A 16,662-nucleotide genomic window follows, 5' to 3' on the forward strand; every position below is an offset into this window, starting at 1 on the left:
GTAATTGTTAGGCTGAGCCTCTCGAAGCCTCTTAAGTATTATATCATACTTCGGCAAGCTTAGTCTCAACGTCTTGTCATCCCGACGATAGGAGGGATCTCTTTTGAACCTTAATCCTACTTTATTGAGATTCTTCAATCCGCTACGCTACTTTCAGGATGACAAGTGATAGTAATTGTTAGGTTGAGACCCGTGATGAAAAAATTATTTAGCGTATGATATTGACGTATGATGGTTCTCAGCAGATTTATTGTTTTAAGAACTTCTTTTTTGCAGTGTAGTGCTTCCCCAGCGTAAAATTTTCGAAGCCTTGGAGAAAATTTAGCTGGGGAAGTACGGTTCCAATTATGCGGTAGCATAATTGGAAACACCTACAAAAAAGTGTCCTTTTTTTGGTTCGTTTTGATTGCTTCCGACGAGTGAAGCGAGAGGAAAGCATAGCAAAAAAATGAACAATCTTAAAAATTAAACAAATCATTACCGACTAAAAGGAGTGTTTTCCAAAATCTTGAAATCACCTCAATGATAACAAAAAGCGTATTAAAAACTTGCAAAGAATTAGGCGCTTCAATTATCTATAAATCAGAAACTTATATAATAAGTCAATGGTAGACCCGTAATAAAAAAATTATCGAGCGTAGGAAATTGACGTATGAAAGATGCTGAAACGAGTTCAGCATGACGGAAGTTAAAAACAGTATCGTCACCCTGTCCCGATACTTCGGGAGTTCAGGGTCTCTTATTCGGAGTAACTTTGAAAATACGTCAATGGTAGCTTGTCGAAGTTTGGTATAAACATAGAATGGCAATTGGAACAGAATCACAAAAACCATCTGGTATGAATAATTGAAAACTACTCAATGGAACAAAAATGAACAACCAGAATTTAAATACCGAAAATTCAGAAAATGCCTTAGATACAAATAATGCCTGTCTAAGCTATTTTAGCTAATTTTGCCAAAATATTTAACATCACGTGGGCAGCAAGAATAAACTCAAAAGATTTAGGGAAAATGAAAGTTTTGACAATGTAGTTCAGCCTTCCCGAGAAGAAATAGTAGATAATAATTATCCGCTAAAAGGGAATTGGAACGAACAATTCTTTAAAAATAACAACCCAATCGTTCTAGAACTAGGATGCGGAAAAGGAGAGTATAGCGTTGCTATGGCCCAAGCAAATCCAGATAAGAACTTTATTGGGGTAGATATAAAGGGGGCTCGTTTTTGGAGAGGAGCAAAGACCGCTGTGGAAGAGGAGATGCTTAATGTTGGCTTCATGAGAACCCAAATTGAATTGATAGACCTTATTTTTGCAGAAAACGAAGTAGATGAGATCTGGATCACCTTTCCAGATCCTCAGATAAAATACAAGCGTACCAAGCATAGATTAACAAATTCAGACTTCCTTAAAAAATACAAGCACATCTTAAAGCCAGCGGGCTTGGTAAACCTAAAGACCGATAGCGAATTTATGCATGGATATACATTGGGCTTGCTTCATGGCGAGGGTCATGAAATTTTGCACGCTAACCATGATGTCTATAAAAATGTGTACTCTCCAAAAGAAGTGGTAGGGATACAAACTTTCTATGAAAAACAGTACCTTGAGCAAGGAAAGCCAATTACCTATATTCAATTTAAGATAAAATAGAAATTTGGAGGAATCAAAAATTTTCCTGATCACATATTTTGCTGCTCTTTTAGGAGTAGTGCCCCCGGGATTAGTAAACATGACAGTTGCCAAAACTTGCGTAGAGTATGGTAAGAAAAATGGAATTTATGTTGCAATTGGTGCCTCTATAATTGTCATTTTTCAGGCCTTGGTTGCTATTCTTTTAGCCAAGTATATTTTCGACAATCCATTTGTTCGCAATATTCTTCTTAGAACGGGGCTTGTTATATTCATATTTCTAATGATTTATTTCTATTTGAAAGCAAGAAGTGATTCTCACATGAAATCACATTCTAAAAAGGCAAACTCCAACAGTATGTTTAAAGGAATGTTGGTGGCGGTTTTAAATGTGTTTCCAATTCCCTTTTTTGTTGCCATTGCAGCCGCTTTAAATGTGAGCGGAGAGGTTAATTATCATTGGTCATATATATTGGTTTTTGTTCTTGCTGCTTCCTTAGGAAGCTTTACTACCTTATATTTCTATGTTTTTTCTTTTTGGAAAATTGAAGATAAGACCGAAGTCTTTGCCAAATATTCCAATTATTTTATGGCAGCTTTAATGCTTGTCTTGGTAATAATAACACTAATCAGGATCTTCTATTATTAACATGGCCGAAGAACCCAATTTTTTTGAGCGAGTTTATGAAGTGGTGAAACTTATCCCTTTAGGTAGAGTTTCATCCTATGGCGCTATAGCCAGATATTTAGGTGCTGCTAGAAGTGCCAGAATGGTAGGTTGGGCAATGAACAAGGCACATGACCTGGAAGAGGTGCCTGCTCAAAGAGTTGTAAATAGATTGGGATTACTCACAGGAAAACATCATTTTGGAGGGTCTAATGCAATGCAGCAATTATTGGAAAGTGAAGGCATAGTAATTAAAGGAAACCAAATTCAAAATTTCGAAAAAGTGTTTTGGGATCCAAATAAGGAATTGCAAAGACCGCTTTAAAACACTTAAAACAGTATCTATAATTTTCGCTTATTCTATAATCAATCAATTATAGCGGAATACTTCGTTTTCTTGGGGAAAGCCTTTATATTTGCATTTTAGAATCAATCTATATAAGAGGTTGAAAATGAAATAAATTCAGATGAAATTAGAGAGAAAAGATATAATAGCAGCTCTTGAAACGATTTCACTTTCCGGAGAGGGAAGTAATATGGTGGAAAGCGGTGCCGTAAAAAATGTAATGACCTTTGGAGACGAGGTAGTGGTGGATTTGTTGATGACCACTCCTGCAATGCATATTAAAAAGAGGGCAGAAGCAGATATAATTAAAGTTATTCAAGAAAAGATCTTCGATAAAGCTATCGTAAAGGTTAATATTAAAGTTGAAGCACCAGAAAAACCTACTATTAAAGGAAAATCTATTCCTGGAATCAAAAATATTATTGCTGTTGCCTCTGGAAAAGGTGGAGTTGGAAAATCTACAGTTACTGCTAACCTAGCAGTTTCTTTAGCTAAAATGGGATTTAAAGTAGGTTTATTAGATGCCGATATTTATGGACCTTCTATGCCAATGATGTTAGATGTTCAAACTGAAAGACCTTTATCTATAAACGTAGATGGAAAGTCTAAGATGAAACCAGTAGAAAGCTACGGAGTTAAATTATTATCTATAGGATTCTTTACAAAACCAGATCAGGCGGTAGTATGGAGAGGCCCTATGGCAGCAAAAGCACTCAATCAGATGATCTTTGATGCAGCTTGGGGAGAATTAGATTTTATGCTGATAGATCTTCCTCCAGGAACAGGAGATATTCACTTATCCATCATGCAATCACTTCCTATTACAGGAGCAGTTATAGTGAGTACTCCGCAAAATGTGGCACTTGCCGATGCTAAAAAAGGAGTGGCAATGTTTCAACAAGAAAGCATCAACGTTCCAGTATTAGGAATTATAGAAAACATGGCTTATTTCACTCCCGATGAGTTGCCGGAGAATAAATATTATATTTTCGGCAAAGAAGGAGCAAGAAATCTTGCAACCGATCTTGGAGTTCCGTTTTTAGGGGAGCTACCATTGGTGCAAAGCATACGTGAAGCTGGAGATCTAGGAAGACCTGCAGCTTTACAAACCGGAACAGCTTTGGAAAGTTCTTTTGAAGAATTAACCAGAAATATTGTTCAGGAAACTGTAAATAGAAATACAAGCATTCCTCCAACCGAAGCGATTAAAATAACTACAATGGCTGGATGTAGTGCTGTTAAAGGAAAATAAATGACGACTGAAGAAATTAGAATTAATGTTGAAAAAGCCCTGCAAGAAATCAGACCTTTTTTGCAAAGCGACGGAGGAGATATTTCTTTAATATCTATTGAAGAGGATCGCCTGGTAAAAGTTCAGTTGGAAGGGGCTTGTGTTGGTTGTCACGTTAACCAGATGACATTGAAATCTGGTGTGGAAATGACCATTAAAAAATATGCGCCACAAATAGAAGAAGTGGTAAATATTGAAAGGTGAGCTGGATTTTAGCTACTTATCTTTTATTGCAAATTGAAAAAGAATGATCAAAACAGATATTATTATAGTCGGTGCCGGACCCACAGGTTTGTTTACCGTTTTTGAAGCCGGATTGCTTAAACTTAAATGTCATTTAATAGATGCATTACCAATTCCAGGAGGGCAATGTGCCGAGATCTATCCAAAAAAGCCAATTTATGATATTCCCGGATTTCCGGAAGTGTTGGCAGGAGATCTGGTAACTAACCTTTTGGAGCAAATAAAACCTTTTAGTCCTGGATTCACTTTAGGAGATAGGGCAGAAACCTTGGATAAATTAGAAGACGGAACGTTTTTGGTTACTTCCTCCAGAGGGGTTAAGCATAATGCACCAGTTGTTGTAATTGCAGGTGGCTTAGGAAGTTTCGAGCCTAGAAAACCGCCTATCCCTTCAATAACTAATTTTGAAGATAAAGGAGTTTCCTATATTATTAGAGATCCTGAAGTTTATAGAGATAAATCTGTAGTAATTGCCGGTGGAGGAGATTCAGCTTTAGACTGGTCAATTTTTCTTTCCAATATTGCAAAGGAAGTTTCATTAGTTCATAGAAGGAAAGATTTTAGAGGAGCTTTGGATTCCGTAGAAAAAGTAGAAGAATTATCTAAGATCGGGAAGATCAACTTGATCACCGATGCTGAAGTTGTAGATCTTAAAGGAGAAAACCACCTAGAGGCTGTAGTGATTAGACACAAGGATAATGTGGAAGAGGAAGAAGTAAAACCTACAGATCATTTTATTCCATTATTCGGTCTTTCTCCAAAATTAGGTCCAATAGGCGATTGGGGATTAGAAATTGAAAAAAATGCTATCAAGGTTGATAATACGTACGATTATCAAACCAATATACCTGGAGTTTACGCCATTGGAGATGTAAATACCTATCCGGGGAAATTAAAACTTATACTTTGTGGCTTTCATGAAGCTGCTATAATGTGTCAAAGTGCGTATCAAAGAATTAACCCAGATAAGAAGTATGTTATGAAATATACTACTGTAAGTGGAGTAAATGGTTTTGATGGTTCAAAAAAAGAAGCTAAACGAGAAGTCGTTAAAAGTATAAATTAAGGATTCCATTTTTTTCTGAGATATGTCTGATATTAAAATTACCATAATAGATAGAGAAGGTGAAGCTCATAATGTTGATGCACCCACAGATATGAATATGAACCTGATGGAGATAGTGCGTATGCATGAATTGGCTCCAGAAGGCACTATTGGTATATGTGGCGGAATGGCTATGTGTGCATCTTGTCAATGTTATGTTTTAAGTCATGAACATCTAATGCCAGAGAAGAGTTATGAAGAAGAAGATATGCTAGATCAGGCATTTTTTGTTAAAGACAATAGTAGATTAGGTTGCCAGATACATATAACCCCAGAACTAGAAGGACTAGAAGTTAAACTAGCACCGCATTCAACGTAAATATCTTAATGTTTTACGCTAAGCACTAATTCTAATTTTATTATATCTTGCAGTTAATGGATATAATAAACGAAATGAGAACAGTTTTAATTGGCCTGCTCCTAACTGCTTGTTTTACTCTACAGGGGCAAGAAATAGCTCCCTACTTCACCAATTATTTAAAAACCGATTATAAAGGGGAGAATTCTAATTGGGATATTACTCAGCATCCAGATGGGACGGTATATGTTGCTAATAATAAAAATCTCCTAGCTTTTAACGGAGATTTTTGGGCTAAGTATACTTTGCCTTCCAAAGGAATAATAAGATCTGTAAGCGTTATAAACGATACTTTATATTCGGGTTCTTATCATCAATTTGGCTATTGGATTAAAAATGATAAGAATGAATTAGAATACAATTCCATAAGTGATTCCATCGACCAAAAAAATTTCAATAATGATGAAATCTGGAAAATAATTTCGTTTGGTGAGGAAATTTTGTTTCAGTCCTTCAATAAGGTTTACAGGTTTAATACAAAAACCAAGAAAATTAAAGTACTTCCTTTTGGAAATATTTCAGCGGTATATACTTATCTAATTCATAATAAATTATATGTAGGCACCAAAAATAATGGGATTTACCAAATAGAGAATGATAGTGTTTCCCCATTAAATTGGAGTAAACCGCTAAATAATTATACCATCCAAAGTATTGTTGATTATAAAGGTGGATTATTGATAGCAACCCAAATTAATGGTCTTTATTATTACAATGATTTTGTATTAAAGAAATGGTCTTTTTCTTCTTTTGATGAAATAAAATATCCTGAAATCAATAATTTAAAAATAGTGAATAACCTTGTATGTGTTGGCACCATTAACAATGGACTCATGGTCTATAACTCTGAAGGTCTACTCAAATATGTTTATAATAAGAAAAATGGACTAGCCAACAATACTGTTTTAAGGCAATTTTTAGATGATCAAAATAATTTATGGCTAGCACTGGATAACGGCTTATCTAAAATATTCCTTACTAAAAGCGTGTATGCTTATAATGATAAATCCGGTCTATTAGGAACTGTATATAGTATAATAGACCAAGGTGAAAATCTTCTAGTTGGTTCTAACCATGGTGTTTTCTCTTTATTGGGTACTCAACTGGAGTTTTTAGAAGCTTCAAATGGTCAAGTATGGAATCTAACTAAAGTAGGTGATGAAGTTATCTGTGGACATAACAATGGCACCTACAGTATTACAAATAAGGAATTCAAACTTATAAGCACTGCAACCGGTGGTATGGATTTCGTTAATATTTCTGGGACAAAATATTATTTGCAACCCAACTATAATGGGATTACCAGATATCATAAAATAAAAGGAGTCTGGGAATCATTTAGATTTAAAGAATTAGACTTCCCCGTTAGAGGTATATATTTTGATCAAGACCAAAATTTGTGGGTTGATGCTGCACATAAAGGAGTGTTTAAATATAAAATTTCTGATGACTTTAAGGAATTAAAACTTCTAAAAAGTTTTAATGGTTCTAATGTCCCATACGAAATGTTTGCTCTTGGCTCACAAATATTTCTGACAAGAAAGAATAAAATCTATAGGTATGATCCAATTCATGATATTTTAGTTAGGGATTCCATATTAGAAAAAAGAATATACCCATTTACTAGTATATCAGGTATTAATAAAGAATTACTGGTAATTAAAAACGCAAATTCGCTCAGAATTACTTCCCAAGCAGGTGATAATTTATATAATTTTAATGAGGAGCTAATTAATAGTAGGATCGTTAAGAGTGCTCCTAGCGCTAAAAAAATAGATAAGTCGTTGTTTTTATTTTTAGATGATGGTTTTTTAAAAGTTAAGCCTTCTAAATCTCAGAAAAACATAGACTCAGCAAACGTGTCTTTGGAAATGGTTAAAGTAAATGGTAATTCGGTACCACTTAATGCTTCTATAGATATTCCATTCAAGAAGAATACCCTTAGTTTGAAGTTTTCCAGCCATGCTCCAGGAGCTTTGTCGTTACCTCTTTATTCCTACAAGTTGGAGGGTTATGATAAAAAATGGTCTACACCTAATATCACCTCACATGTGGCTTATCAAAATCTACAACCTGGAGATTATGAATTTAAGGTAAGAAACATTAGTGTAGATGAAAATCTTGAAAGAACACTGTTTTCGTTTAGTGTTCTCCAACCGTGGTATTTTAACATTTGGGCTTGGATTGGCTATATGATTCTTTTAATCTTTGTTCTGTTTCTGGTTCATTACTATAACAAGAGGAAGTTTAAAAGAAAAAAAAAGTCACTGGAAAGGGAACTCCATTATAAGCAAAAACTCATATTACAAAAGCAAAATTTCGAGACCAACAACAAAATAACCCTATTAGAACAAGAAAAATTAAAAACCCAACTGAAGTCTAAAAGTAAAGAGCTGGCCTCCTATGCAGCCTTAATGGCAAAAAAAGAGGATATGGTGAATGAAATAGAAAAGGAAATATTAAAATCAAATATTAAAAAGGAAAATAAGAAACTCTATTCAAAACTTATGGATATTAAAGAGCAACAATCAAATTCTCAAAACGATTGGGCTCTTTTCGATAGAAATTTCAATGAAGTACATGATGATTTCTTTAAAAATTTACAGCAAAAATTTCCAGACCTTACCCCCAAGGATTTAAAAATGTGTGCCTACCTAATTATGAACCTAAGTTCCAAGGAAATTGCTCCTTTAGTTGGAATAACATATAGAAGTGTAGAATTACATAGGTACAGATTACGAAAGAAATTTAATCTTCCCAAAAATAAAAATCTAGTTAAATTTTTACACCAATTACTTTAGAGACCTACGAAAACGTTGTAATTATGCCCTATTTACCTCATCATTGCCACATCAAAAGACTATGTTGTTTTATTTTATACTTTATTTTAATTTCATAAAGTATTGTAAAACAAAGTTTTAGAACTATATTCAAACTTGATGTGTTTACTTATATTAAGTAAATATTAACAATGTGCGTTCTAGTATTAGCTTTGGTATAATTCCTTTCCTTTTTTAAGGGCTTAAGGAATGTTTAAACTCTAAACTTTAATTCTTCTAAAATAGTTGTGCTTATGAAAACAAAATTCACTCTATTATTTGTGTTATTCAATATATTCTATTTCCAGGCATTAGCTCAGGAACGAATTATTTCCGGAACAGTAACATCAGAGCCGGACGGGTTAACTCTCCCAGGCGTAAATGTTTTTGTTAAAGGTACTTCTAAAGGTACTATAACTGATTTTGATGGTAACTACTCTATTAGTGCAAATGACAATGACGCCCTAGTATTTAGTTTTTTGGGATTCGAAACCAACGAGGTAATTGTTGCTTCTCAAAATATCATAAATGTAATAATGAAAGAAAGCGCTTCTACTTTGGATGAAGTTGTGCTAATAGGTTACGGAACCCAGAAAAAGGCCGATCTCACAGGTGCTATTACTACTATAGAGTCTGAAGATATTACAAGAACACCTTCTGGTTCTGTGATGCAATCATTACAAGGTAAAGTGGCGGGTTTGCAAATAGTGAGTAGTGGTGCTCCAGGTACATCTCCTACAGTTAGAGTTCGTGGTCTTGGGTCCTACACCGGAGGAGGGGCTTCTAACCCGCTCTTCGTTGTAGATGGCACCTTTTACGATGACATTAACTTTTTAAACAGCGAGGATATTGAAACCATTTCAGTGCTTAAAGATGCATCAGCATCCGCCATTTATGGGGTAAGAGCTGCAAACGGTGTAGTTCTTATTCAAACTAAATCTGGAAGAAAGAATCAGAAACCTCAAATAACCTATAGCGGCTATCAAGGTTTTCAAATTCCTCAAAATGTTGTCAAATTATCGAATTCTGAACAATTTGCCACCTTAGCAAGAGAATCTGGTTCTGCTGCAGAAGCGAGTTTTATAGATAATGCTATTCAGCGCTATGGACGTAGTAGAATAAACCCCAATATACCTGATGTAAATACAGATTGGTACGATTTGATTTTACGTGACGCCCGTATACAAAATCACAGTTTAGGAGTTATAGGTGGGTCTGAAAACATCACCTATTCACTAGGAATAAGTCAATTTGAACAAGAAGGTATTCTTAAAATGAAAAATGACTATGAGCGATTTAATATAAGATCTAAAATAAATATTGATATAAGCGATCGACTAAAAGTAGGAGTTTCGTCACTTTTAAGCAATGCTACCAGATACCGTCCGGAAGATGGTGCTTTTAGTTCTGCATATTTTGCGGTGCCGACAATGCCAGTTCTAGACCCATCTAAAACGGACGCATTTCCCAGACCGTATGCCGATGCGCAAGACTTAGGGTACAGAGGGCCACAAAACCCGTTTCCTTTAATGGAGAATACCGAAAACAGGAATAAAATACGGAATACATTAATGACTTTTGATTTAAGCTATCAACTGATTCCGGATATGCTAACTATTAAAACAGCATACTCTCATAATTTTGAAACCATTGAAAGTAGAGACGTAAGACTTCCATTCTTTTTTGGTAATGGAAACGCTTTTAGGGAAAATGCAGAGTTAACTAAAAGAAATGAAACGTTTTCTGAGCAAACCTGGGACAACACCTTAACATATAATGATGATTTTGGAAAACATAATTTAACTGTTTTAGCAGGTACCTCTTTTAGAGATAGATCTTTTGAACAATTACGTGCAACAGGATTAAACTTCCCGAATGGTCCTGGAATTGGGGACGAATCTTACTTTCTGGATTTGGCAAAAACCATTGATTTGGATGGGGTTGGTGATGGTGGCGTGAGACAATATTTCTTCTCCTATTTTGGGCGGGTTGCTTATAACTTTGATGGTCGTTACCTACTGTATGGAACTTTTCGGGCAGATGGAACAAGTAAATATCAGGAAAAATGGGGCTATTTCCCTACTGTTGGTGTCGGTTGGGTAATTTCACAAGAAGATTTCTGGGGAGCGAATAATCCGGTAAGTTTCCTGAAATTAAGGGCTAGTTGGGGTGAATTGGGAAATGCAAATGTAGCTGCAAGTACCGGAGGTATTACTTCAACAGAGGTTGATGCCGCTTTTGGTGATATCCGATTTCCAGGTTTGGTTACCAGTAGTGATTTTGAATCTTTAAAATGGGAGGTAACTGCTGAAACAAACGTTGGAATCACCGCAACTTTATTCGATAATCACTTATCTATTGAGTCCGATTATTTTACCAGAGAAACAACAGATGCCATAATTCCGGTTTCAAGACTTTTAGTGCCAGGATCAACCAGGCAGAATATTGGAAGAATTAAAAACTCCGGATTTGAGATTGCGTTAAATTGGAATAAAAGTGTGTCTGAAGATTTTAGTTATAATATAGGTGCAAACTTTTCAACCTTAGAAAATGAAATATTAGACTTAGCAGGACAAGAAAATTTAACCACTGGAGGAGATGTGGCACAGCGATCTGTAGTTGGAGGTGCTATAAACTCTTTCTTCGGGCTTGAGGTTGCTGGTGTATATCAAACTCCTGAAGAAATTCAAGCAGATCCTGCAGCACAAGCAGCTCTAGAAGATGGACTAGTAGTGTTACCGGGTGATTTTAGATTTGTAGATCATAACGGAGACGGGATGATTGATGCACAAGACAGAGTGGATTTAGGATCCTTTTTGCCAAGCTATACATTTGGTTTTAATCTGGGGCTTAACTATAAGGCCTGGGATTTTTCTTTAAATGTAATTGGGCAAGGAGGCAATGTAATAGCAAATATCAAACGTTTTGCAATACGACAAACGTCCGATCCTAATATTGATAGGGAATTTTTCATTAACCGTTGGAATGGTCCTGGCACTTCAGATTCCTATCCCTCTGCAAGAGGTATTAGAAACCCATGGAGCAATCAATTTCTTAATAGCTTTTTTGTTGAAGATGGGGATTTTGTTCGATTACAAAATGTCACATTGGGGTATACATTGCCACAGTTAAAAGGAAAATTCAATCCTGACATTAGGTTTTATTTAACTGCCGAGAGGCCATTAACTATATTTGATTACAATGGGTTCACACCAGAGGTCCCAGATGGACGAGATAATCAAACCTATCCTATCCCAGGTGTATATACATTCGGCATAAATATTAAAATTTAAAAAAAATAGCTATGATATATGTAAAAACAAAACAATTGCCTTTGCTTCTAGTAGTATTAGGCATGCTGCTAACAGGCTGTTCAAATGAATTAGACCAACCGGAACTTAATAATAATTTTGCAGGTGGGACGGATTTTTCGAAAACCGGCGATATGATTTTTTCACTCATCGGTGTCTATCAATCCGTTGGTGCCAGGGGGTGGGAGCAACCTTTAGTTGTTTCTACCAGAGGTGATGATGTTAATGCTGCCGGGGATCAACAAGGTCTTAAAAATCAAGATCGTTATATATATGACAATTCTTTTTTTGGTTCAAGAACCTTATGGGAAACCTATTATGGTGATATTATTGGCGCCCACACGGGTATAGAACAAATTGAAAGATTCATGGAATTTGCAGATGAAGATGGTGTAGCCTTGGGAAATCAGTATATCGCTGAGGCTAAAGTCCTAAGGGCTATATTGCTTTTCCAACTGTCGCAAGTTTATGGCGCAGTATTTATTCCAGAATCCTCTGATCTTGATGATTTTGCAAATGTAACTTCAGTACCTACAAAAGATGAGGTGATGCAGCATCTTTCAGATCAGATGGATGAAGCCATTCCATTTTTGTTGGATATGCGACCTAACGAACGTACAGATTTACCAGGAGGCGTAACTAAATATACGGCTTTACATATTAAGGCTTTAGCGAATCAGGAACTAAAAAATTATCAGGCAGTAGCAGATGCTACGGGACAAATTATAAGTTCTGGTAAGTTCAGTCTTTTTCCTGATTTTTATGAACTTTTTAAAACTCCCGGAAAGTTAAGTAATGAAAGTCTGTATGAATTTCAATATTCCGATTTTGGTGCAGGTACAGGTACCAGAGTAGGCCATCTTTATGCGCCTTATGGTCCGAATGGTTGGACACCCGCTGTTGTTGGTGCTAGTGCTGGATGGGGCTTTTTTGAGCCTAGTTTGAAATATGTTAAGTTTATGTTGAATAGGGGAGAAAATAGTCGTTTGGAAACTTCGGTGTTGTTTACTCAAAATGGTATTGATAGCATTATATCTACAACATCTTTTACAGCAGCAACACTGCCAGCTTTTGTATCTTCTACCACCCGAGATGGAGATATTCTTAGAGATAATGCAAGGCATATCTTTTCCAGCGGGAAACATTATTTACCAAGTAACCAATTAATTCCTGGGCGAAATGATTATGGTAGTAATAAAAATTATATTGTTTATCGTTATGCCGAAACACTTTTAATGTATACCGAATCATTATTGCAAGGGGCTTCAAACTCTGCCATGAGTGCAGATCAGGCGGTAAATTTGGTTAGGGAGAGAGCAGGCCTAACTCCATTAAGCGGTGTGACTTTAAATCAACTTGTAGATGAAAAATATGCTGAATTTGCTATGGAGTGGGGTAAACGATTTTTTGATATGGTTAGACTGGAAAGATATGGAGAACTGAGTTATGAAGGAAGAACTTTTACAGCAGATAAAGCTTTTGTAACATATCATCAAGATCAAAAAGATGAATTCCCAATATTAGATGGGGTATCGAATTAATACTAACGAAAAAACAAAAAAAATGAAAAACATAGATAAACTTTTTATAGGGTTATTTTCTATATTACTAATGTTTTCTTCATGTAGTGATGGAATTGATCCAATAACAGCAGTAGATCCGGGGCCAGATGCTGGTAGCCCTGTAATCAATATTATGTATCCTGCTGAAGGAACCGCAATTCAGGTTCCTGAGGCGGTAGCTACCATCGACATTAGACTTGAAGTTGTGGATGATATTGAAGTAGAAAAAATTGAAGTATTGGTGAATGGAATCCAAGTAGCAATGTTTGATGAATTTACCGATTACCGAATTGTAAAGAGAACAGTAACTTTTGATAATGTTACCAATGGGGAACACATACTTACTGTGAGAGCTACAGATATTTCAGGAAATGTTACAACCAAAGAGGTGAATTTTAGTAAAGAACCCCCTTATTCTCCTAAATTTGCCGGAGAGTTTTTCTATATGCCTTATGATGGGGATTTTATGGAATTGGTAAATATTTATACAGCCGACGAGATTGGAAACCCGGCTATTTCTACAGCTTCCTTCCTTGGAACAGGAGCATACAGTGGTGTGGCCGATTCTTATATAACCGTCCCTCTTGATGAGGAAGACCTGGGAAGTGATTTCAGTGCTGCATTTTGGTATAAATTAAGTGCTGATGCAAATCGTGCCGGGATCCTGGTAGCGGGGGCTAATGCCGATGATCGTAATCAGGGCTTCCGTCTTTTCAGGGAAGGATCTGCAACTTCACAAACAATTAAACTGAATGTGGGCACCGGAGGTGGTGATAGTTGGAATGATGGTGGTAGCATTGATGTAACGGGAGATTGGGTTCACATTGCTTTTAGTGTTACCGCTTCTGAAACTGTTTTATACGTAAACGGAATGCCTTTGCGCACTGCAACAATCCCCGGAGCTATAGACTGGACCGGGGTAGAGAAAATCACTATAGGGGCAGGTGGGGAGACCTTTAGCTACTGGGATCACAAATCAGATACCAACAGCCTTGTAGATGAATTAAGACTTTTCAATACAGCTTTATCCCAAAGTGATATTCAAAATTTAATTAATGCCTCTGCTGTAACATTGTATATGCCATTCGACGGACAATACAAGGATATGGTAGGAAACCGTGAGGTTACAGTAGTTGGAACTCCAGGCTTTGCGGGAGAAAGTGTAGAAGGTACTGATGCCTATGCGGGAGCTGCAAATTCGTATCTTACCCTTCCTTCAGAAGGTTTGTTAGGTGAGGATTTCAGTGCTACTTTCTGGTACAAAGTGAATGCCAGTCCTGATAGAGCCGGTCTTATAACAATTGGTCCGGAGGATACAGAAAATGCGAGTTTTCCCGATGTTCAGAATAAAAGAACAAGTGGCTTCAGGCTTTTCCGCGAAGGAAATGCTACTGAACAACGTATAAAATTAAACGTTGGTTCAGGAACAAGCGATCACTGGAATGATGGCGGCGTTATTAATGTTGCTGAAGGAGACTGGGTGCACGTGGCGTTTACCATTTCTAGTTCTGAAACTGTTATCTATCTTAATGGAGATGCGGTGAACACAGGCGCATTGCCCAAAGCTATAGACTGGACCGGAACCGATCTGGTTTCCATTATGTCTGGTGCTCCAAGGTTTACCGAGTGGGGTCACTTGTCCGACACAAGTTTTATGGATGAATTGCGCTTTTACAATAAAGTGCTTACTCAGGATGAAATTCAGTCCGCAATGGCTGATTAGTTTATAATAGGCTCCGCCAAATCCCTACAAAAGCCGGAGCCTTTTTATAAATTTTAAACAGATCCCACTTAATGACCTGAAAGGCGATTCACGTTCAGGGAATAGGTCTGAAATTAAGCAACAAAAATATTTAATAGTCTGATATCTCTTAAATAGAAAATAAGAGGTAACCTAATTCCATTTCTATATTGAAAGTTATTGGTTTAAGCCCATAATAAAAATAACAGGAAAATGATAAACTTAGAGAAGTTGAGGAAATTTTATTTAATTGGAATGATCCTGATTTTCTCAGCTTGTTCCGGTGATGACGGTCCAGGCTATCAGGAACCCTATATTCCCGACCCCGGAAATGGAAATACTGGGGAACTACTTAGCCATGACGAACTTTTAGAGAAAGTCCAGCAACAAACCTTCAAATATTTCTGGGACTTCGCGGGAACCAATTCCGGTCTTGCTAAGGAGCGTTCGCAGGCCGATGCTTATGGTGGTGAAGGTAGAAATATTGTCACAATGGGAGGTTCCGGTTTTGGCCTTGCGGCATTTCCGGTTGCGGTAGAGCGTGGCTGGGTATCCAGATCTCAGGCTATTCAACGTCTGGAAAAGATCCTGGATTTTCTGGAAACCATTCCTACCTACCATGGAGCATATTCTCATTGGTACCTGGATAATACTGCCCAGACAAGACCTTTTGGCGACATGGATGATGGCGGAGACCTTGTGGAAACTGCTTTCTTAATGCAGGGATTGCTCATTAACAGACAATATTTTTCAGAAGAAACGAGCATTGTAAACAGGATAACTGCACTATGGGAAGCAGTGGAATGGGACTGGTATACCAAGGAAGAAAATGTGCTTTACTGGCATTGGTCGACAAATTTCGGGTTTCAGAAAAATTTGAAAATCCAGGGATGGAATGAATCGCTTATAGTTTATGTGTTGGCAGCATCTTCACCAACTTATTCTGTACAGCCTGAAGTTTATCATCAGGGATGGGCATCCAATGGGAGTATGGTAAATGACCGCCAACACTATGGAATTAATTTAACTCTTGGACCCGCATTTGGTGGTCCATTGTTCTTTGCTCATTATTCGTTTATAGGACTAGACCCCCGGAATCTAAGCGACCAATATGCCAATTACTGGGAACAAAACCGCGCACATAGCCTCATCCATTATAATTATGCAATAGATAATCCGAAAAATTTTGAAGGTTATGGGGAGAACAGTTGGGGATTTACAGCCAGCGATAATTTTGAGGGTTATTCGGCCCACAGTCCCACCAACGATTTAGGTGTAATCACACCTACAGCTGCCTTGTCCTCATTTCCCTATACTCCTGAAGAGTCGATGAAGGCCCTGAGGTATTTTTATGAGGAAAGAGGAAATGAACTTTGGGGACCCTATGGTTTTTATGATGCTTTTTCTGAAGAGGAGAACTGGGTTGCCAATGGCTATCTGGCCATAGACCAGGGACCAATAATTTCAATGATAGAGAATCACAGAACAGGATTGCTATGGGAATTATTTATGGCCGATGAAGAAATTCAGGCAGGTCTTGAGCGTCTTGATTTCAATTTTTAAGTACTGTTGCGAATAAAATTTAATAT

12 protein-coding genes are annotated in these 16,662 nt (G+C 36.8%); all 12 read left to right on the forward strand.

Annotated features, from left to right (window positions below; all coding sequences use genetic code 11):
* Window positions 1-976 precede the first annotated feature (976 nt).
* Window positions 977-1,651: a tRNA (guanosine(46)-N7)-methyltransferase TrmB gene (gene trmB / locus ES724_RS08690; RefSeq protein ID WP_146932157.1), complete on the forward strand. Its 675-nt coding sequence runs from the start codon at window positions 977-979 to the stop codon at window positions 1,649-1,651.
* 4 nt (window positions 1,652-1,655) lie between these two features.
* Window positions 1,656-2,279 carry a LysE family translocator gene (locus ES724_RS08695; RefSeq protein ID WP_146932159.1) on the forward strand — a complete coding sequence of 208 codons (624 nt, stop codon included), beginning with the start codon at window positions 1,656-1,658 and terminating at the stop codon, window positions 2,277-2,279.
* Window position 2,280: 1 nt separating this feature from the next.
* A complete protein-coding gene (locus ES724_RS08700) occupies window positions 2,281-2,622 on the forward strand; it encodes an MGMT family protein (RefSeq protein WP_146932161.1) in 342 nt (113 codons plus the stop codon).
* Window positions 2,623-2,764: 142 nt separating this feature from the next.
* Window positions 2,765-3,895 (forward strand): Mrp/NBP35 family ATP-binding protein, encoded by a 1,131-nt coding sequence (locus ES724_RS08705; RefSeq protein WP_146932163.1) that lies wholly within the window; start codon window positions 2,765-2,767, stop codon window positions 3,893-3,895.
* Window positions 3,896-4,138 carry a NifU family protein gene (locus ES724_RS08710; protein WP_146932165.1) on the forward strand — a complete coding sequence of 81 codons (243 nt, stop codon included), beginning with the start codon at window positions 3,896-3,898 and terminating at the stop codon, window positions 4,136-4,138.
* A gap of 43 nt (window positions 4,139-4,181) precedes the next feature.
* Entirely contained in the window at window positions 4,182-5,243 is a 1,062-nt protein-coding gene (locus ES724_RS08715) for an NAD(P)/FAD-dependent oxidoreductase (RefSeq protein ID WP_146932166.1), read from the forward strand.
* Window positions 5,244-5,265: 22 nt separating this feature from the next.
* A complete protein-coding gene (locus tag ES724_RS08720; protein ID WP_146932168.1) occupies window positions 5,266-5,601 on the forward strand; it encodes a 2Fe-2S iron-sulfur cluster-binding protein in 336 nt (111 codons plus the stop codon).
* A 74-nt stretch (window positions 5,602-5,675) separates the two neighbouring features.
* Window positions 5,676-8,441, forward strand: a complete 2,766-nt coding sequence (locus tag ES724_RS08725; protein WP_170249873.1) for a triple tyrosine motif-containing protein — start codon at window positions 5,676-5,678, stop codon at window positions 8,439-8,441.
* A 272-nt stretch (window positions 8,442-8,713) separates the two neighbouring features.
* A complete protein-coding gene (locus tag ES724_RS08730) occupies window positions 8,714-11,752 on the forward strand; it encodes a SusC/RagA family TonB-linked outer membrane protein (RefSeq protein WP_146932172.1) in 3,039 nt (1,012 codons plus the stop codon).
* 11 nt (window positions 11,753-11,763) lie between these two features.
* Window positions 11,764-13,311, forward strand: coding sequence for a RagB/SusD family nutrient uptake outer membrane protein (locus ES724_RS08735; RefSeq protein WP_146932174.1), 1,548 nt, complete (start codon window positions 11,764-11,766; stop codon window positions 13,309-13,311).
* A gap of 22 nt (window positions 13,312-13,333) precedes the next feature.
* On the forward strand, window positions 13,334-15,055 hold the full coding sequence (locus ES724_RS08740) for a LamG-like jellyroll fold domain-containing protein (RefSeq protein ID WP_146932176.1): 1,722 nt from the start codon (window positions 13,334-13,336) through the stop codon (window positions 15,053-15,055).
* A 231-nt stretch (window positions 15,056-15,286) separates the two neighbouring features.
* Window positions 15,287-16,636 (forward strand): glucoamylase family protein, encoded by a 1,350-nt coding sequence (locus ES724_RS08745; protein ID WP_146932178.1) that lies wholly within the window; start codon window positions 15,287-15,289, stop codon window positions 16,634-16,636.
* Window positions 16,637-16,662 lie beyond the last annotated feature (26 nt).

Origin of the sequence: Gillisia hiemivivida (assembly GCF_007997295.1) — a bacterium.
GTDB lineage: Bacteria > Bacteroidota > Bacteroidia > Flavobacteriales > Flavobacteriaceae > Gillisia > Gillisia hiemivivida.

Excerpts from the sequence above, each read along its gene's own strand:
- ES724_RS08700 (WP_146932161.1), top strand. The coding sequence starts at position 2,281 with ATGGCCGAAGAACCCAATTTTTTTGAGCGAGTTTATGAAGTGGTGAAA.
- ES724_RS08705 (WP_146932163.1), top strand. The coding sequence starts at position 2,765 with ATGAAATTAGAGAGAAAAGATATAATAGCAGCTCTTGAAACGATTTCA.
- ES724_RS08710 (WP_146932165.1), top strand. The coding sequence starts at position 3,896 with ATGACGACTGAAGAAATTAGAATTAATGTTGAAAAAGCCCTGCAAGAA.
- ES724_RS08715 (WP_146932166.1), top strand. The coding sequence starts at position 4,182 with ATGATCAAAACAGATATTATTATAGTCGGTGCCGGACCCACAGGTTTG.
- ES724_RS08720 (WP_146932168.1), top strand. The coding sequence starts at position 5,266 with ATGTCTGATATTAAAATTACCATAATAGATAGAGAAGGTGAAGCTCAT.
- ES724_RS08725 (WP_170249873.1), top strand. The coding sequence starts at position 5,676 with ATGAGAACAGTTTTAATTGGCCTGCTCCTAACTGCTTGTTTTACTCTA.
- ES724_RS08730 (WP_146932172.1), top strand. The coding sequence starts at position 8,714 with ATGAAAACAAAATTCACTCTATTATTTGTGTTATTCAATATATTCTAT.
- ES724_RS08735 (WP_146932174.1), top strand. The coding sequence starts at position 11,764 with ATGATATATGTAAAAACAAAACAATTGCCTTTGCTTCTAGTAGTATTA.
- ES724_RS08740 (WP_146932176.1), top strand. The coding sequence starts at position 13,334 with ATGAAAAACATAGATAAACTTTTTATAGGGTTATTTTCTATATTACTA.
- ES724_RS08745 (WP_146932178.1), top strand. The coding sequence starts at position 15,287 with ATGATAAACTTAGAGAAGTTGAGGAAATTTTATTTAATTGGAATGATC.